The organism is Thiobacillus denitrificans DSM 12475 (assembly GCF_000376425.1).
Taxonomy (GTDB): domain Bacteria; phylum Pseudomonadota; class Gammaproteobacteria; order Burkholderiales; family Thiobacillaceae; genus Thiobacillus; species Thiobacillus denitrificans.
The window spans coordinates 189,222-207,266 of record NZ_AQWL01000001.1; the positions used below are offsets into that span (position 1 = coordinate 189,222).

At 62.9% G+C, this 18,045-nt stretch carries 18 protein-coding genes and 3 tRNA genes; 12 read left to right on the forward strand and 9 right to left on the reverse strand.

Annotation, left to right across the window (positions count from 1 at the left end; genetic code table 11):
• Positions 1–132: 132 nt before the first annotated feature.
• Both hrpA and B059_RS0100985 read left to right on the forward strand, forming a co-directional pair.
• The gene (gene hrpA / locus B059_RS0100980) at positions 133–3,930 is read left to right on the forward strand and encodes an ATP-dependent RNA helicase HrpA (protein WP_157273571.1); all 3,798 of its coding nucleotides are present in this window, start codon (positions 133–135) and stop codon (positions 3,928–3,930) included.
• A 13-nt stretch (positions 3,931–3,943) separates the two neighbouring features.
• Entirely contained in the window at positions 3,944–4,510 is a 567-nt protein-coding gene (locus tag B059_RS0100985) for a CDP-alcohol phosphatidyltransferase family protein (protein WP_018076372.1), read from the forward strand.
• Positions 4,511–4,514: 4 nt separating this feature from the next.
• Here the strand turns inward: B059_RS0100985 and B059_RS0100990 are convergent, their stop codons facing one another.
• Together B059_RS0100990 and B059_RS0100995 are read right to left on the reverse strand one after the other, a co-directional pair.
• Positions 4,515–5,726, reverse strand: coding sequence for a diguanylate cyclase domain-containing protein (locus B059_RS0100990; protein ID WP_245538697.1), 1,212 nt, complete (start codon positions 5,724–5,726; stop codon positions 4,515–4,517).
• 38 nt (positions 5,727–5,764) lie between these two features.
• Positions 5,765–6,337, reverse strand: coding sequence for a peroxiredoxin (locus B059_RS0100995; RefSeq protein ID WP_051068460.1), 573 nt, complete (start codon positions 6,335–6,337; stop codon positions 5,765–5,767).
• Positions 6,338–6,435: 98 nt separating this feature from the next.
• On the opposite strand from B059_RS0100995, the gene B059_RS0101000 reads away from it, so the two are divergent.
• Positions 6,436–6,511, forward strand: a tRNA-Arg gene (locus B059_RS0101000).
• Between the two features lie 114 nt (positions 6,512–6,625).
• On the opposite strand, the gene B059_RS0101005 is transcribed toward B059_RS0101000, so the two are convergent.
• The 7 genes from B059_RS0101005 to B059_RS0101035 form a co-directional block, all read right to left on the reverse strand.
• A tRNA-Glu gene (locus B059_RS0101005) sits at positions 6,626–6,701 on the reverse strand.
• Between the two features lie 50 nt (positions 6,702–6,751).
• A complete protein-coding gene (locus B059_RS0101010) occupies positions 6,752–6,934 on the reverse strand; it encodes a hypothetical protein (RefSeq protein ID WP_018076375.1) in 183 nt (60 codons plus the stop codon).
• Positions 6,935–6,950: 16 nt separating this feature from the next.
• Positions 6,951–7,026: transfer RNA gene (locus B059_RS0101015), tRNA-Ala, on the reverse strand.
• A gap of 57 nt (positions 7,027–7,083) precedes the next feature.
• A complete protein-coding gene (locus B059_RS0101020; RefSeq protein WP_018076376.1) occupies positions 7,084–8,466 on the reverse strand; it encodes an FAD-binding oxidoreductase in 1,383 nt (460 codons plus the stop codon).
• 24 nt (positions 8,467–8,490) lie between these two features.
• The gene (locus B059_RS0101025; protein ID WP_018076377.1) at positions 8,491–8,910 is read right to left on the reverse strand and encodes an SseB family protein; all 420 of its coding nucleotides are present in this window, start codon (positions 8,908–8,910) and stop codon (positions 8,491–8,493) included.
• 153 nt (positions 8,911–9,063) lie between these two features.
• A complete protein-coding gene (locus B059_RS0101030; RefSeq protein WP_018076378.1) occupies positions 9,064–9,495 on the reverse strand; it encodes a DUF6231 family protein in 432 nt (143 codons plus the stop codon).
• Positions 9,496–9,499: 4 nt separating this feature from the next.
• Positions 9,500–9,937 carry an RDD family protein gene (locus B059_RS0101035; protein ID WP_018076379.1) on the reverse strand — a complete coding sequence of 146 codons (438 nt, stop codon included), beginning with the start codon at positions 9,935–9,937 and terminating at the stop codon, positions 9,500–9,502.
• Between the two features lie 80 nt (positions 9,938–10,017).
• Between B059_RS0101035 and B059_RS0101040 the strand changes: the two genes are divergently transcribed.
• The 9 genes from B059_RS0101040 (at position 10,018) to B059_RS0101085 (ending at position 17,997) form a co-directional block, all read left to right on the forward strand.
• The gene (locus tag B059_RS0101040; protein WP_018076380.1) at positions 10,018–10,422 is read left to right on the forward strand and encodes a DUF2173 family protein; all 405 of its coding nucleotides are present in this window, start codon (positions 10,018–10,020) and stop codon (positions 10,420–10,422) included.
• A gap of 16 nt (positions 10,423–10,438) precedes the next feature.
• Positions 10,439–10,777, forward strand: a complete 339-nt coding sequence (locus B059_RS0101045; RefSeq protein ID WP_018076381.1) for a DUF2173 family protein — start codon at positions 10,439–10,441, stop codon at positions 10,775–10,777.
• Positions 10,778–10,786: 9 nt separating this feature from the next.
• Complete coding sequence (locus B059_RS0101050; protein ID WP_018076382.1) at positions 10,787–11,122, forward strand: DUF2173 family protein; 336 nt, start codon at positions 10,787–10,789, stop codon at positions 11,120–11,122.
• Positions 11,123–11,470: 348 nt separating this feature from the next.
• Complete coding sequence (locus tag B059_RS0101055) at positions 11,471–13,183, forward strand: acetolactate synthase 3 catalytic subunit (protein ID WP_026177213.1); 1,713 nt, start codon at positions 11,471–11,473, stop codon at positions 13,181–13,183.
• Position 13,184: 1 nt separating this feature from the next.
• A complete protein-coding gene (ilvN, locus tag B059_RS0101060; RefSeq protein WP_018076383.1) occupies positions 13,185–13,676 on the forward strand; it encodes an acetolactate synthase small subunit in 492 nt (163 codons plus the stop codon).
• Between the two features lie 38 nt (positions 13,677–13,714).
• The gene (gene ilvC / locus B059_RS0101065; RefSeq protein WP_018076384.1) at positions 13,715–14,731 is read left to right on the forward strand and encodes a ketol-acid reductoisomerase; all 1,017 of its coding nucleotides are present in this window, start codon (positions 13,715–13,717) and stop codon (positions 14,729–14,731) included.
• Positions 14,732–14,825: 94 nt separating this feature from the next.
• A complete protein-coding gene (locus B059_RS0101070; protein WP_018076385.1) occupies positions 14,826–15,452 on the forward strand; it encodes a phosphatidylserine decarboxylase in 627 nt (208 codons plus the stop codon).
• A gap of 12 nt (positions 15,453–15,464) precedes the next feature.
• Positions 15,465–16,247 (forward strand): CDP-diacylglycerol--serine O-phosphatidyltransferase, encoded by a 783-nt coding sequence (gene pssA, locus B059_RS0101075; RefSeq protein WP_018076386.1) that lies wholly within the window; start codon positions 15,465–15,467, stop codon positions 16,245–16,247.
• A 214-nt stretch (positions 16,248–16,461) separates the two neighbouring features.
• Positions 16,462–17,997, forward strand: a complete 1,536-nt coding sequence (locus tag B059_RS0101085) for a 2-isopropylmalate synthase (protein ID WP_018076388.1) — start codon at positions 16,462–16,464, stop codon at positions 17,995–17,997.
• Positions 17,998–18,045: the final 48 nt, after the last annotated feature.

Consider the following 18,045-nt stretch of genomic DNA (forward strand, 5'->3'; position numbering starts at 1 on the left):
CCGCGAAGGGCGCGAAGGAAACCCCATCATTTTTTGGCCTGCTCATCCATCAGGCTCGAATCGGGTTGGTTTCTTTCGCCTTTCTTCGTGTTCCTTCGCGGACAATCCGGTTTTTGAATTTTGAGCCCCACCTTGCACATCACCTATCCCGACCTGCCGGTCAGCGCGCGTCGCGACGACATCCTCGCCGCGCTCAAGGCCAACCGCGTGCTGATCCTGTGCGGCGAGACCGGCTCGGGCAAGACCACGCAGATCCCCAAGATGTGCCTCGAAGCCGGCATCCGCCCCGGCCAGCTGATCGGCTGCACCCAGCCGCGCCGCATCGCCGCGCGTTCGGTGGCGGCGCGCATCGCGCAGGAACTGGGGTCGGAACTCGGCGGCCTGGTCGGCTACAAGGTGCGCTTCACCGACAAGGTGCGCCACGACACCGCGGTCAAGGTGATGACCGACGGCATCCTGCTGGCCGAAAGCCAGGGCGACCCGCTGCTCTCCCGCTACGACACGATCATCATCGACGAAGCGCACGAGCGCAGCCTCAACATCGATTTCCTGCTCGGCTACCTGAAGACGCTGGTCGAAAAGCGCGCCGACCTGCGCCTCGTCATCACCTCGGCGACCATCGACGCCGAACGCTTTTCCAGGCACTTCAACGACGCGCCGGTGATCGAGGTGTCGGGGCGGATGTACCCGGTGGAAATCCGCTGGCGGCCGGTCGAGCGCGACGAGCCTGCCACCCCGGCCAGGGGCGAGCGCGAAAAAAAGGACAAGGACGCACCGGACCTGATCGCCGCCATCCTCGACGCCACCGACGAGCTGGCGCGTCTGGGTCCCGGCGACATTCTGGTGTTCCTGCCGGGCGAGCGCGAGATCCGCGACACCGCCGAGGCGCTCAGAAAGCACCATCCGCCGGGCACCGAAATCCTGCCGCTGTTTTCCCGCCTGTCGGTGGCCGAGCAGGATGCGATCTTCAAGCCGACCAGCGCACTGCGCCGCATCGTGCTGGCGACCAACGTGGCGGAAACCTCGCTCACCGTGCCAGGTATCCGCTACGTGATCGACCCCGGCAGCGCGCGGGTAAAGCGCTATTCGGCGCGCAACAAGGTCGAGCAGCTGCTGATCGAGAAGGTTTCGCAGGCCTCGGCCAACCAGCGTGCCGGGCGCTGCGGGCGGGTGGCCGACGGCGTGTGCATCCGGCTGTACGACGAAGCCGACTTCGGCAATCGTCCAAGATTCACCGACCCCGAACTGCTGCGCTCCTCGCTGGCGGGCGTCATCCTGCGCATGAAGTCGCTTGGCTTGGGCGACGTGGTCGGCTTTCCCTTCATCGACCCGCCAGGCACGCGTCTGGTGACCGACGGTTATCAGTTGCTGGCCGAGCTGCACGCGCTCGACGAGCAGGGCCAGCTGACCCAGATCGGCAGGAAACTGGCGAAACTGCCGCTCGATCCGCGCATCGCGCGCATGCTGCTGGCGGCGGAACAGCAGCGCTGCGTCACCGAGGTACTGATCATCGCCAGCGCGCTGTCGGTGCAGGATCCGCGCGACCGCCCGATGGAGCGCGCGCAGGCGGCGGATGAAAAGCACAAATTATTTGCCGACGAGCGTTCCGACTTCATGGGCTGGCTCAGGCTGTGGCGCTGGTACGAGGAGCAGGTGCAGCACAAGAAAACCAACCGCCAGCTGCAGACGCTGCTGCAGGATCACTTCCTGTCGCCGCGGCGGATGCGCGAATGGCGCGACATCCACGGCCAGCTGCATGCGCAGATCGCCGAGCTGGGCCTGAAGGCGAACGACAAGCCCGCGGGCTACGACGCGATCCACCAGGCGCTGCTGACCGGTCTTCTCGGCAATATCGGCTTCAAGTCCGACGACGCGAAAGGTCGCCCCAAGCCAGGCGAGGGCAACTATCAGGGTGCGCGCGGCATCAAGCTGTCGATCCACCCCGGCTCGGCGCTGGTGAAAAAGGCGCCGAAGTGGATCATGGCGGCTGAACTCACGGATACCGGCCGGCTGCTCGCACGCACGGTTGCCGAGGTGCGGCCGGAATGGATCGAGGCGGCGGGGCGCCATTTGTTGACGCGCATGTTCATCGAGCCGCACTGGGAGAAGGATGGCGCGCGCGTGGTGGCGTTCGAGCGCGTGAGCCTGTACGGCATCACCCTGGTGCCGCGGCGCAAGATCCACTACGGCCCCATCGATGCGGCACTGTCGCGCGAGCTGTTCATCCGCGGTGCGTTGGTGGCAGGCGAATACGACACCAGGGCGCCGTGGTTCGCGCACAACCGCGCGCTCATCAAGGAAATCGAAGACCTCGAACACAAGGCAAGGAAATCGGGCGTGTGGCTGGACGAGGAACGTATCTTCCGCGTGTTCGACGCGCGCATCCCGGCCGGCCTCCACAACGGCGTGGCGTTCGAGAGCTGGCGTGCGGAAGCCGAAGCAGGCAACCCGAACATTCTGTTCCTGCAGCGCGCGGACATCCTCGGCGAGGGACTCGGCGCCGACCACGCGTTGTTTCCCGAGACAATGGCGGTCGACGGCGTGGCGTGCCAGCTCAAATACCGCTTCGAACCCGGCCATGCGCTCGACGGCGTGACCCTGCGCCTGCCGCTGTATCTGCTCAACCGGGTCGAAGCGGCGCAGGTCGACTGGCTGGTGCCTGGCCTGATCCGCGAGAAGCTCACCGCGCTGTTGAAATTCCTGCCCAAGGACAAGCGCCGCCCGCTGATTCCGCTGCCCGATGCGGTGACGGCATTTCTCTCGGCAGCGAAACCTGGCGAGCAGAGGCTGACCGAGGCGCTGGCCGCCTTCATCCGCAAGAGGACCGGCGCCGACATTCATCCCGACGACTGGGCGGGCGAGTTGCCGGCGCACCTGAAGATGAATCTCAGCGTGATCGACGACAGCGGACAGGAGCTTGCCAGCGGCCGCGATCTTGCGAGCCTGCGCCAGCAGCTTGGCGGCGCGGCGCGCATCACCTACGGCGGCGGCACCGAGGACAGCGGGTTCGAGCGTAGCGGTCTTGCCGAATGGAATTTCGGCGACCTGCCCGCGCAGGTGAAATTCAGGCGCGACGGACGCGAGCTGACCGGCTACCCGGCGCTGGTCGACGATGGCGAGAGCGTCGACCTGCGCCTGCTCGATGCGGCCGACGTCGCGGAAAATGAGACCCGCCGCGGGATCGTGCGGCTGCTGCGCATCGCGCTGGCCGCGCAGTTCAGGCAGCTCGACAAGGATCTGTCGCGCGAAACCGCGCTGGCACTGAAATATCGCAACTTTGGCAGCGCCGAGCAGCTGCGCGCAGCCCTGATCGATGCGATCGCCGCGCGCGCGCTTTTGGGCGACGACGACACGCCGCGCGACGAAAAGCATTTCGGCAAGCAGAAGGAGCGCGCCAAACCCAGAATCTCCGTGGTGAAGCAGGCGCTCGTACGCGACGTGGCGGAGATACTCGACCTGCATGCGCAGGTGGCGGCGCGCCTCAACGCCAAGCCGCAGTTCACCGCGGTGATGCGCGACGAGCACACGCACCTGGCGGCGCTGGTATCGGCGGATTTCATCACCGCCACGCCGTGGGCGCGCCTGAAGGAGTTGCCGCGCTACCTGCGCGGCATCCTCAAGCGGCTGGAGAAGCTGCCCGCTGCCGAACAGCGCGACGCGCGCGCCATGGCGGGCGTGCTGACGCTGCAGAACAAGTACCTGGCGCGGCGTGACCAGGTGAAGGGCGCAGTATCCGCAAGGGGTACGCTGCCAGACACTCGCCTTTCAGGCGGTCCTGGCGCAGCCGCCGCCGCACTCGACGACTTCCGCTGGCAGCTGGAGGAGCTGCGCATCTCGCTGTTCGCCCAGGAACTGAAAACGCCGTATCCGGTGTCGGTCAAGCGGCTCGACAAAGTGTGGGACGAGCTTGCCAGGCAGCCCCTGGGTTGAGTACGGTATGCCTATGAGCGAACGCGTCTTCAACCTGCCCAACATCATAACCCTGGCGCGCCTGGCGGCGGTGCCGGTGGTCGGCTGGCTGATCCTGCAGCAGCGCTGGGAGGCGGCCTGCTGGCTGTTCCTCGCGGCTGCGGTGTCGGATGGCATCGATGGCCTGCTGGCGCGCTGGCTCCGGCAGATGACGCCGCTGGGCGCGGCGCTCGATACCGTCGCCGACAAGGCGCTGGGCCTGGTGACGCTGGTGATGCTGACGCTCGAAGAAGCGATCCCGATGTGGGTGACGCTGGCGATCCTGCTGCGCGACAGCATCATCGTGCTGGGTGCGCTGAGCTACCGCGGGTTGGCCGGCCATCTGGAAATCCATCCCACCTGGCTCGGCAAGACGCATATGTTTGCCGAGTTTGCGCTGCTGACGCTGGTGCTGGCGGGCCTGGCCGGCCTGTTGGCGCTGGACGGCTGGCTGCTGCCGTTGTTCGGCATCGTGTTCGTCATTGCCGTGGTCTCCGGGGCGCAGTATGTCTGGATCTGGAGTGCCAAGGCGCGCGCAGCGGCCCGCTTCAAACCTCGCTGAGGCGTCACTGAAAGGAAAGGCAGCGCTGGCGTTCCGACTCGCAGCCGGATTTGACCCGGTACATGGCGGCGTCGGCGGCGCGAATCAGTGCATCTTCGTCGCTTCCGTCGTCGGGATACACCGCCTGACCTATGCTGGCGTTGATGCCCAGATGGAGGTCGTCAAAGCGGGTGCTGTGGGCCAGGCTATGTTCGATCTTGAGCGCAGCGGCGACGCAGTCGTGCCGCCCCTGCACGCCTTCCAGCAATACCACGAATTCGTCGCCGCCCAGACGCGCAACCGAGTCGGATTCGCGTACGCAATCCCGTAGCTGCTGTGCGACTTCCATCAACACGGCATCGCCGATGTGGTGGCCATGCCGGTCATTGATGTCCTTGAAGCGGTCCATGTCCACATACAGGATACCCACCTTGCCGCCATAGCGATGGGCGTGGCGGATCGCCTGCTGCAGGCGGTCATAAAACAGCCGCCGGTTGGCCAGTCCGGTGAGCGGGTCATGCGTGGCCTCTTCGCGCAGCGCTGCCCGTGAGCGCTCGAGCTCCATCATCTGTGCGTCTATCTGCCGCGATTTCTGGCCGATTTTTCGTAATGTATGCCTGGCGATCAGCAGGGCCAGGGCGACCGCCGCGATGCCGAATGCCAGCGTGAGCAGAAAAGTGCGCCGGTAGGTTTGCTGCGCCTGCTGCTGGGCGATGAAGTTGGCCTGCTGATACAGATTACGCATATCGGCCAGTTGCAGGTTGAAGGCTTGCTGGATAGGGATAGCTTCCCGCATCAATACCCGGCGCGCGTCAGTGCTCAGCTCGGAGTTGAGCAGATCGATCACGCGACCCTGCACTAATTCGATGTCGTTGACCAGGCGGGTCTGGGTATCGAAGCTGCGTTGCTCGGCGGTGGAAAATCCCATCTGGCGCAGGGCATTGCGCCCGCTCCCGACGAGGAAACCGGCGCGGTTGAATTCCATGAAATGGGCATCGCGTTCGAACGGGTCGTCGGTAAGCGCCATGCGGAACAGGCTGTCGGTACGGATATGCGCCGCCACCTGAGTTTGCGTGATGAGATCGATCTTGCGGTTATGGTTCTCGACCACCGTGCGCATCTGCTCGCCCAGCGTTTGTAATTGCAGCAGTCCGTTCAATGCCAGCCCGCAGATCAGGACGATCAGCGTGACGAAGGCCGCTCCGGTGGTGAGGGAGAATCCGCGTTGCATAGGCATAGACGCTTGTGCTCAGGCCATTATTGATATCTAGTCCATTATTGGCCGGGTTGCAGCGTTGGCTGTGGCATATCGGCCTGCTGAAGGACCTGCAAGGCATGGGCCACATGCTGCGCGTGGCGTGCCGGGTCAACCTTGCTGAAGCGTGCCGCGATACGGCCGTTGGGTGCGATGATGAAGGTATGGCGACGGGCAAATCGCACGAGCCCAAGATTCAGCAGGCTGTCGTATGCTGCGGCCGTCCGTCCGTCCGGGTCTGACAGCAGGGGAAACGGCAGCCGGTATTTGCGGGCAAAACTGGCGTGCGACCGGGTGTCGTCGACGCTGATTCCGACCACCGCCGCGTTGAGTTTGCCCAGCACGCCGATGTCATCGCGAAAGCGACAGGCCTCCCGGGTGCAGCCGGGCGTATCGTCCCTGGGATAGAAATACAGCACCAGCCAGCGCCCGGCATAATCGCCCAAACGATGAGTGCGTCCGTCCTGGTCCTGCAGGGCGAAATCGGGTGCGGCGCTGCCTTCCGTCCGCTGCGGGCCCGGCCGCAGCATCCACAAAACCGCGCTGGCCAGCAGTAGCAGCAATGCCAGTCCACCCAGCATGTATTTATTCATCGGCGCCTCCCGTTTGCATCATAGCCGGGTTGTATGCCAATCGAGTATGTCCGATAGGGTTCGGCAATCCACGCGGGATTCGGTAGAATGCGCGCCACGCCCCGGTAGCTCAGTGGATAGAGCAACCCCCTCCTAAGGGGTAGGTCGGACGTTCGATTCGTCTTCGGGGCGCCAGCCTGGATTCAGGGCGCAACGCACAATAAAAAATGTGCAATAAAAATAGCGGCACCCGGCCGCTTTAATTAATTTCTCAAGTACTCGATTTATGTCACAACCCGGGAAGGATTGTGGCGTCCCCACGGGGATTCGAACCCCGGTTACCGCCGTGAAAGGGCGATGTCCTAGGCCTCTAGACGATGGGGACCCGGACGACGGTGCGAACCGCCAACTTTGCTGCCACGACTTGCGCCGTCATTACTTTCTGGAAAGCTGCGTCAAGGTGACGCCGAGTAGCAAACCGACGAAACCCAATGGTACCAGCCCCAGCCAAATTTCGGCGTGCCCGCTACCATTCAACATCTTCCAGAATCCAACAATCAGACCGACTACGCTCAGTATCAACCCCAGCAGGGTGGTGATGACGCCAAGCCTGTGCATCGGACTTCCTGTTAGTTGGTGGAGGTAAGCGGGATCGAACCGCTGACCTCTTGCATGCCATGCAAGCGCTCTCCCAGCTGAGCTATACCCCCAACGAAGCCGCGCATTCTATAGATGCCTTTTGCGCTTGTAAAGCCTTTGTGCCCATCTTAATCAGGAAAAAGTTTGCCGGGGTTGAGCAGGCCGTGCGGGTCGAATTGCTGCTTGATCGCGCGCATCAGATCCAGCGTCACAGGGTCGATTTCCTGTGGCACGAAACGGCGCTTTTCAGTGCCGATGCCGTGTTCGCCCGAGAGCGTGCCGTCCAGCGCCAGCACACGCAGCATGATGGCTTCGAGGGCCAGGTGGGCACGCCTCATTTCGTCCGCGTCGTCGGGATGCACCATGAGGTTGACGTGCAGGTTGCCGTTGCCGGCATGGCCGAACGAGACGATCGGCAGGCGCTGTACCTGCGCAGTGTGGTCGATGAAGTCGACGAAGTCGGCCAGCTGCGATACCGGCACCACCACATCTTCGTTGATCTTCAGCGGTGCGATGCGCTTGACCGCGTGCGACAGCGATCTGCGTGCGGCCCACAACCGCGCGATGTCGTCGCGCTTGAAGCCACTGCGCATGTCGAGCAGACCTTCGCCGGCGAGTGCCTGTTCCAGCGCGGCGATCTGCCGCGGCAAATCCTGTGCGGCGCCGTCGGCTTCGACCATCAGCAATGCCCGGGTGCCTGACGGCAGATCGCCTGCCGCGCCGGTCGGGCGGATGGCATCGATGGCATGGTGATCCATGAATTCGAGCGCGCAGGGCAGGACGGCCTGATGCATGACGCGGCCGACCGCGTCGAGTGCGGCGCGGTTGCTGGCGAAACATGCGCGCAGGGTGGCGACGGCCGCCGGTGCGGGCAGCAGTTTCAGCGTGGCTTCGGTGATGAGTGCGAGGGTGCCGCCGGAACCGACCAGCAGGCGGGTCAGGTCGTAGCCGGTGACGCCCTTGGTGGTGCGGCAGCCGGTGCGGATTTCCTGTCCGCTGCCGGTGACGGCGCGCAACCCCAGCACATAGTCGCGGGTGACGCCGTACTTGACGGCACGCGGCCCGGCGGCGTTCATCGCAAGATTGCCGCCGATGCGGCAATAGGCGCCGCTGCCGGGGTCGGGCGGATAAAACAGGCCGGCGCTACGCGCGATGCGGTCGATGTCTTCGGTGACCACGCCGGGCTCGACGACGATAAGGCGGTTGCCGGGGTCGAATTCGAGCACCCGCCGCATGCACTCGAAACTGACGACCACGCTGCCGGGCGCGGGCAGGGCGCCGCCGACGTTGCCGGAGCCGGCGCCGCGCGGCGTCAGGGCGATGCCATGTTCGAACGCGATGTGCACCAGTGCGGCCACGTCGGCGTGCGAGGCCGGGAACAGCACGGCCTCGGGTTCGACATGGCGCGGAGTCTCGTCGTGGGCATACAGGGTACGCGTGATGGCATCGTCGAAGACGCGATCCGCCCCGAGTGCGGAACGGAAAGCAGCGAGTGCGGATTCGGGCAGCATGAGGGCGTGGGCGGGCGGAACGCGTCAGGCCGGCTGTTCGGGGGGAAGTTGCGCGACCAGCTGCGCGATCATGTCGGCGTCGAAGTCCATGCCGATGTCCCACCCCGGGTTGAGCGCAATCGGTACCCCGCCGCCGATGCGACGCAACAGCCAGGAAAACTCGGTCAGCAGACCGCCCGAAAATTCGGGGAAGTGCTCGACGAAGGGCTTGGCCCGTTCGGGACTGGTGAACACCACCAGTACGCGTTCGCCGTCATCGGTTTCGATGATCAGCGGCTCTGCCTGGACCGATCGCTGGAATCCCTGGATGGGATTCTTTTCATCGCGTACCGGCATGAATAGCTGCTGGTCGACCAGTTGCAACACGAATGTTTCGGGATCGAGCGTGCCGGCATGAACAGCAGCCAGCTGTTCTTCAAGTGCGTTGTGGGGGATGAACTTCATGATATCGGGCCGTTGCGCAATGACAGGGCCCAGTGTACCCGATGGCGTGGACTGCGAGCGCTTCCTGGAACACGCAAGCCCGGTCCGGATCAGAAGGTGGCCTTCAGGGCAACGATCCCACGCGGGCTTCGATGCGTAGTGGATCGGAGTCCTTCAGGGCTGCCAGCGTTCGGGATGTGCCCAGTAACGGGAATTGAGCCAGTCCGGCACGGTTTTGTAGGTGTCGAGATCGTAGTAATGGATGCGCCTGTCTTGCGTTGTGTTGGTTGCCGACAGCGTGAAACCGAGGGCACGAAACGTCGCCTCGTCCAGCACGCAGTCCGATTGCACGGCGAGCAGGATGCGCGGGGCGATATAGAGGCGTGTCTGGTTGATCAGGTGTTGGGCTTGCTGCACGTTCAGCCCGTTCAGCGCATCGATCCCCAATGCCAGTGCACAGAGTGAATCCGGCGGGTTGTCGCGCGCGCAGACCGGCGTGTCCTGCAACACGCGGCTGGCCAGCTGTCGGGCCGCTTCATCCAGTGCGTACACGCTGGTGGATCGTATCTCCAGCAGGCGTGTTTGCAGGTGGTCGCGCCAGTTCATCCCTTCACGCCTTGCGCGGCACGCGTACCAGCCGGGTGCCGGCGATACGGTCGTGAAGAAACAGCCGGTCGCGGTCGATCAAGGCCCACCAAAAGCCGCTTCCCGCCAGCAGCAAACCGAAAAATGCGAGGACGAATCGCAGCGCGGCCTGCTTGAAGCGCAGGCGGTCTCCGTTCCGGCTGACCAGGCGGATACGCCAGGTTTTCATCGCCAGCGTTTGCCCGCTGCGCAGCCAGAATGTGCTGAAATAGGCGAACAGCACGCCTGCGATATAAGCTTGAAACACATGCCGCTGCCATGGTGCATGCATTTCGCCAACAACCGGGATTATGATGAAGGACGCGACGAACACCACCGCCGCGACGAGCAGTGATTCGTAGATCAGGGCGGCGATGCGTACCAGGAAGGGCGCAGGGGCGAGGTCTATTGCTTTGTCTTGCATGGTGGCTCTATATTGCAGCTGGGCGCGATACTTTGCCACAACGTGCCGCAAGCATAATCAAAAAAGCAGGAGGGAACTCGATGCATATCGTAAAGCAACTCATGGCCATTCCCGGTGTCATCGCTGCGGGCGAATATGCATATCGCGGCGATCGTTTCTCGTATGAGGGCGCACTCACCGAGGAGTTTGCGCGCATGGCGTCGATCGTGTGTCGTGCCAATACGCTGTCGGTCAACATGCAGGCCGAAATTTTCGACTCTTTTGCCGAAAATTGCGGCTACCGTCCGATACAAGGCTGGATCGCGCGCGGCAGCCAAATCACTGTTTGCGCAGTGGGCAATTATTTCTCCTTCATCGAAAACCGTGACGAATTGCTGAATGACGTCATGACCATCATGCGTGCCAAAGTGGGTGATGTGCAGGATGACCTGCTGGTCAATCTGTATGCCAGGCTGGGAGGCGATACCAAGGAAGCGTTGTACTGACAAACGGGGAGCGGATATGGATCTGGAAAAAATGATGGAACTGCCGGGCGCGCTGGCAGCGTTCACATACAGCGACAAGGGCGATCTGCAATCGCATGTACTGCGCGAGGGGACTGAATTGACCCCGCTGGTACTGGATCTGCTGGCACGCTCGTGCGTCGCTAATCTGGCCATAGCCAGTATGGAAGGACACGGTTGGGAAGCCCTCACTGGGCAGAGCGGATTTCAGCCGCTCAAGGGCTTTTCGGTCGTGGGACTGGAATGGTCGGTGGTGGTGAATGGCAACTGCGGCGTCGTCGTCAAGAATCGCGATGCCGACTACGAAGCCACGTTCAACGCCGTGCAGGCAACCTGAGGAGCGCGTATGTCGCTGAACAAAGTCCTGGTGCTGGATGGCGTGACCGCCGTGTGCCGCTTTCGCGACGATGGCGTGATCATGGAAGCCGAAGGCATGCTGTCTCCCGAGCTGATGGAACGGATGGCGCAGTTTGCCCAGTGGTATCGCCGCCTGGTGTCGAGCAATATCGACCTGCTGTCCCTGTTTTCGCAGATGCGCGGCTGGTCGCCGTCGCGGGGCTGGATCGTGCAGGGCGCAGGGCTGACCGTATGCAGCACCGGAAACGTGGTTTGCCTGGTTGAAAATGCGCGGGGTTCGCTGAACGAAATCATGCGCGCGCTCGGCGAAGCCGCGCACGAATAGGCGCCAGCATCGTTCATTGTTCCCGCACGGTCGTGCAATGCGGCCAAGCTGTGCGGCAGAGGCGCCGCACGATTTTCGGGCATTTGCCTTGTATTCTCGCCTGAATTGATGAAATGGATGCATGGGTGGGCTAGCCGGAGCATGCGCCTGTCGAGGCGCGGGGCGTTTCTCCCCGGTAAACATGCTTTTCGACTTAAAACCCTATCTGCCCGCAGAAGGGTTTTTTTGTTTTGGCGGGCGGTCGTCAACGTTGCGCAAAATGGCGCTATGGCATGATTTCTTGACCGAATCATGGCAAAACGATTACCCTCACGGGTTCACCAACGGATTAGTTTTTTGCCATTTATTATGGAAGCCACGGGCGCCGAGATCGTTGTACGTTGTCTGGCTGAAGAAGGGGTCGAGTTCGTATTCGGCTATCCCGGCGGGGCCGTGCTCAACATCTACGACGAAATCTTCAAGCAGAACAAGTTCAAGCATGTGCTGGTGCGCCACGAACAGGCTGCAGTGCATGCGGCCGACGCCTACGCGCGCGCGACCGGCCGGGTCGGCGTGGCGCTGGTGACCTCGGGGCCGGGCGTGACCAACGCGGTCACCGGGATCGCCACCGCCTACATGGATTCCATCCCCATCGTGGTCGTCACCGGCCAGGTGCCGACCGCTGCGATCGGGCTGGATGCGTTCCAGGAAGTCGATACCGTCGGCATCACGCGCCCCTGCGTCAAGCACAACTTCCTGGTCAAGGATGTGAAGGATCTGGCCGTGACGATGAAGAAGGCCTTCATCATCGCGTCCACCGGTCGTCCCGGCCCGGTGGTGGTCGACGTGCCCAAGGATGTGACTGCGCATCTCACCGAATTCGAATATCCGGCCACGCTCGAGATGCGCTCGTACAGCCCGGTGGCCAAGGGTCACAGCGGGCAAATGAAGCGTGCGGTACAGATGCTGCTCGAAGCCAAGCGGCCGATGATCTACACCGGCGGCGGCGTGGTGCTGGGCGATGCCTCGGAACAGCTGGCCGAGTTCACCCGGTTATTGGGTTTCCCCATCACCAACACGCTGATGGGTCTAGGCGGCTTTCCCGCCACCGACAGGCAGAACCTCGGCATGCTCGGCATGCACGGTACCTACGAAGCCAACATGGCGATGCAGCACTGCGACGTACTGCTCGCCGTCGGCGCGCGCTTCGACGACCGCGTGATCGGCAATCCTGCGCACTTTGCGCGCGAGCAGCGTCGCATCATCCATGTCGATATCGACCCTTCGTCGATTTCCAAGCGCGTCAGGGTCGACGTGCCCATCGTCGGCGACGTGCAAAACGTGCTGGCCGACATGCTGGTTCTGCTGAAGCAGGCCAAGGAAAAACCCGATGCCGCCGCGCTGAATGCATGGTGGACACAGATTGAACTGTGGCGCTCGAAGGACTGTCTCAAGTACAACCGCAACGGCGCCATCATCAAGCCGCAGTATGTGGTGGAAAAGCTGTGGGAAGTGACCGGGGGCGATGCCTTCATCACTTCCGACGTGGGTCAGCACCAGATGTGGGCGGCACAGTATTACAAGTTCGACAAGCCGCGGCGCTGGATCAATTCCGGCGGTCTCGGCACCATGGGCGTCGGCTTGCCCTACGCCATGGGCGTACAACTCGCTTTTCCCGACGCACAGGTCGCCTGCATCACCGGCGAATCGAGCATCCAGATGAACATCCAGGAGCTGTCGACCTGCAAGCAGTACCGCATCCCGGTCAAGGTCGTCACGCTCAACAACCGCTACATGGGCATGGTGCGGCAGTGGCAGGAATTCTTCTACGGCAGCCGCTACGCCGAGTCGTACATGGAATCGCTGCCCGATTTCGTCAAGCTGGCGGAGTCCTACGGCCACGTCGGCATGCGCATCGACAAGCCCGAGGACGTCGAGGCTGCGCTGAAGGAAGCCTTCTCGCCCGCGCTGAAGGAAAGAATGGTGTTCATGGACTTCCAGACCGACCAGACCGAAAACGTCTTCCCCATGGTCGAAGGCGGCAAGGGCCTGTCCGAAATGATCCTGGCGGAGGAGCTTTGACATGCGCCACATCATTTCGCTCCTGATGGAAAACGAGGCCGGCGCGCTGTCGCGCGTCGCCGGCCTGTTCTCGGCACGCGGCTACAACATCGAATCGCTCACCGTGGCGCCGACCGAAGATGCCACCCTGTCGCGCATGACCATCGTCACCACCGGCTCGGAAGAAATCATCGAGCAGATCACCAAGCAGCTGAACAAGCTGGTCGACGTGATCAAGGTGATGGACCTGACCGAAGGCCGCCACATCGAGCGCGAGCTGATGCTGGTCAAGGTCAAGGCGGTGGGCACGGGGCGCGAGGAGATGAAGCGTACCGCCGACATTTTCCGTGGCCGCATCATCGACGTTACCGACGCCACTTACACAATCGAGTTGACCGGCACCGGCTCCAAGCTGGATGCCTTTCTGGAGGCGATCGATTCCGCCTTCATCATCGAAACCGTGCGCACCGGCGCGTCCGGCATCGGACGCGGCGAGCGCAGCCTGAAAGCCTGATTTTCAATCCGTTTTTATTTATTTGCCCGGGAATTCACATGAAAGTTTTTTACGACAAGGACGCCGACCTTTCCCTCATCAAGAAGCGCAAGGTTGCCATCATCGGCTACGGCTCGCAGGGTCACGCCCACGCCAACAACCTGAAGGACTCCGGCGTCAAGGTCACGGTCGGCCTGCGCAAGGGCGGCGCCTCGTGGGACAAGGCCAAGAAGGCCAAGCTTGACGTCAAGGAAATCGCCGATGCCGTGAAGGCTGCCGACTTCGTGATGATCCTGATTCCCGACGAGTTGATGGCAGGTACGTATTACAGCGATATCGAACCCAACCTGAAGCAGGGTGCGACGCTCGCTTTCGCCCACGGTTTCAACGTCCACTACAACCAGATCACCCCGCGCGCCGATCTCGACGTCGTCATGATCGCGCCCAAGGGCCCCGGCCATCTGGTGCGCTCCACCTACACGCAGGGTGGCGGCGTGCCTTCGCTGATCGCGGTCTACCAGGACAAGTCCGGCAAGGCGCGTGACCTCGCGCTGTCGTATTCCTGCGCCAACGGTGGCACCAAGGGCGGCGTGATCGAAACCTCCTTCCGCGAAGAAACCGAGACCGACCTGTTCGGCGAACAGGCCGTGCTGTGCGGCGGCTGCGTCGATCTGGTGAAGGCCGGTTTCGAAACCCTGACCGAAGCGGGTTACGCGCCGGAAATGGCCTATTTCGAATGCCTGCACGAGCTGAAGCTGATCGTCGACCTGATGTACGAAGGCGGCATCGCCAACATGAACTACTCGATTTCCAACAACGCGGAATACGGCGAATACGTGACCGGCCCCAAGGTCATCAACGCCCAGTCCAAAGCCGCGATGAAGGAGTGCCTGGACAACATCCAGAACGGCAACTACGCCAAGCAGTTCATCCTCGAGGGGCGCACCAACTACCCCGAGATGACCGCCCGCCGCCGCCTCAATGCCGAGCATCCGATCGAAGTCGTCGGCGCTAAGCTGCGCGCCATGATGCCGTGGATCAGCAAGAACAAGCTGGTCGATCAATCCAAAAACTGAGGATCCAGGAGATAGGGGCTAGGATTTAGGGGCGTTCGGCTATGCCGTGGCCCCTTTCCCTAGCCCCTGGTTCCTGGTCCCTGACTCCTAAAACATGACCCATCCCCTTATCGCCCGTGAGGGCTGGCTGGTATTGCTGGCCGCGTTTGCCGCCGCCTTGATCGCGACCTGGCTGCTCGGCTGGTGGTCGATTCCGTTCTGGATCTGGGCGGTGTTCGCGCTGCAGTTTTTCCGCGATCCGGCGCGGGTGCCGCCGGCCGATGCCGATGCGGTGATCGCGCCGGCCGATGGCCGCATCGTCGTGGTGGAAAAGGTCAACGACCCCTACCTGGAACGCGAGGCGCTGAAGATCAGCGTGTTCATGAACGTGTTCAACGTGCATTCCAACAAGAGTCCGGTCGATGGCGAGATCAAGGGACACTGGTACACGCCGGGCAGCTTCGTCAATGCCGACCTCGACAAGGCCTCCACCGAAAACGAACGCAACGCGGTGTGGATACAGTCTGCGCGCGGCGATGTGACGAGCGTGCAGATCGCCGGGCTGATCGCGCGGCGCATCCTGTGTTATGTGCGCATTGGCGACAGGCTGGCGCGCGGCCAGCGCTACGGTTTTATCCGTTTCGGGTCGCGCGTCGACGTCTATCTGCCGGCGACGGCACGCGCCGAGGTCTCGATTGGTCAAAAAGTGACTGGCGGGCGTACCATACTGGCTCGCTGGTAACCCGGCTTCGCCATGCTCGAATTCCATCACCGCAAGACCGAATCGAAACGGCCGCGGATGCGTGACCGCGGCATCTACCTGCTGCCCAATCTGTTCACCACGGGGGCGCTGTTCGCCGGCTTCTATGCCGTGGTGCAGGCGATGAACGGGCGCTTCGAGCATGCCGCGGTGGCCATCTTCATCGCCATGGTGCTCGACGGTCTCGACGGCCGTGTCGCCCGCATGACGCACACGCAAAGCGCCTTCGGCGCCGAGTACGACAGCCTGTCGGACATGGTGTCGTTCGGCGTCGCGCCCGCGCTGGTGATCTACGAGTTCGCCCTGCAGGGCATGGGCAAGCTCGGCTGGATCGCCGCCTTCGTCTATTGCGCCGGCGCTGCCTTGCGCCTGGCGCGCTTCAACACCCAGCTCGACACCGTCACCGACAAGCGCTTCTTCCAGGGCCTGCCCAGCCCGTCTGCCGCAGCGTTGATCGCAGGCTTCGTCTGGGTGATGGTCGAAAACGGCGTGCCGGGCCAGGATGTGCGCTGGCTCGCCACCGCGCTGGCCCTGTTTGGCGGGCTGTCCATGGTCAGCAACTTCCGCTATTACAGCGGCAAGGAAATCAACCTCAGGAAAAGCGTGCCCTTCTTTGCCATCCTGCTGATCGTGCTGGCTTTCGTCCTGGTGTCGACCAGTCCGCCGGAAGTGCTGTTCGGTGTGTTCGTGCTGTATGGCCTGTCGGGCTATGGCGATGCGCTGTGGAAGCTGCTGCACCGCAAGAAACCGTCCCCTTTGCAGGGCGGCGAAAAGTAGATAAAATTTAGACCATGTCTAATTGGTCCCGCCCGTCCTTTCTCCTCTGCCTGTCGAACCTTCTGTTCGGCAGCCTGCTGCTGCGCGTCGCGCGCACACATTGACCCCCCTCCCCCGAGCTGTACCCCCGCGCCGCGAGCTGCATGCGGCAGCCTTATATAATGCGTCGGCATCCCGCGCCTGAACGCGGCCCCGACCCTCCATGGAGCCAGCCATGAACGACCGTTTGTTTATTTTCGACACCACCTTGCGCGACGGCGAGCAAAGCCCCGGCGCGTCGATGACCAAGGAAGAAAAACTTCGCATCGCGCGCCAGCTGGAAAGGCTCGGCGTCGACGTGATCGAGGCCGGCTTCGCTGCCGCCAGCCCAGGCGATGCCGATGCGATCCGCACCATTGCCGAAACCATCCAGAACTCGACCGTCTGCTCGCTGGCACGCGCCAACGAACGCGACATCCATGCGGCGGGCGGCGCGATCAAACCGGCCAGGTCGGGACGCATCCATACCTTCATCGCCACCAGTCCGATCCACATGGAAAAGAAGCTGCGCATGCAGCCGGACCAGGTGGTCGAGGCGGCGGTGAAGGCAGTCAGGCTCGCGCGCGAATACAGCGATGACGTCGAATTCTCGGCCGAAGACGCGGTGCGCTCCGACATGGATTTTCTGGTGCGCATCTTCACCGAGGTGATCAAGGCCGGCGCCACCACGCTCAACGTGCCAGACACCGTCGGCTACAGTATTCCGGCGCTGTGGGGCGAGCGCATGAAGCAGCTGATCGAGCGCGTACCGGATTCGAACAAGGTCATCTGGTCTACCCACTGCCATAACGACCTCGGCATGGCGGTCGCCAACTCACTCGCCGCGGTGATGAATGGCGCGCGCCAGGTCGAGTGCACCATCAACGGGCTCGGTGAGCGCGCCGGCAACGCCTCGCTGGAGGAGATCGTGATGGCGGTGCGCACCCGCAAGGACGTGTTCCACTGCGACACGCGCATCGACGCCACCCAGATCGTGCCGGCCTCCAAGCTGGTCTCCACCATCACTGGCTATCCGGTGCAGCCGAACAAGGCCATCGTCGGCGCCAACGCCTTCGCCCACGAATCGGGCATCCACCAGGACGGCGTGCTGAAGCACCGCGAGACCTACGAAATCATGCGCGCCGAAGATGTCGGCTGGCACGCCAATCGGCTGACGCTCGGCAAGCTGTCGGGCCGCAACGCGTTCAGGACCAAGCTTTCCGAACTCGGCATCGTGCTCGACAGCGAGGAAGCGCTCAACGCCGCGTTCGCCCGCTTCAAGGATCTGGCCGACAAGAAGCGCGAGATTTTCGACGAGGACCTGCAGGCGCTGGTTTCCGACGAAGGCTACGCCGCCGGGCAGGAACGCTACAAGCTGGTATCGATGAAAGTGTGTTCCGAGACCGGCGAAATTCCGCACGCGCAACTGGTGTTTACCGACGACGGCGCCGAGAAGCAGGCCGCGGGAGATGGCTCGGGTCCGGTCGATGCGACGTTCAAGGCGCTCGAATCGGTGGTCAACAGCGGCGCCGAACTGCTGCTGTATTCGGTCAACAACATCACCAGCGGCACCGACGCGCAGGGCGAGGTGACGGTGCGGCTCGCGCAGGACGGGCGCGTGGTCAACGGCCAGGGCGCCGACACCGACATCGTGGTGGCCTCGGCCAAGGCCTACCTGCACGCGCTCAACAAACTGCACAGCAAACGCGAGCGTGCGCATCCGCAGGTGTAGCGTGGCGCTGCGATAGAAAACGCCCCGACAGGGGCGTTTTTCATGATC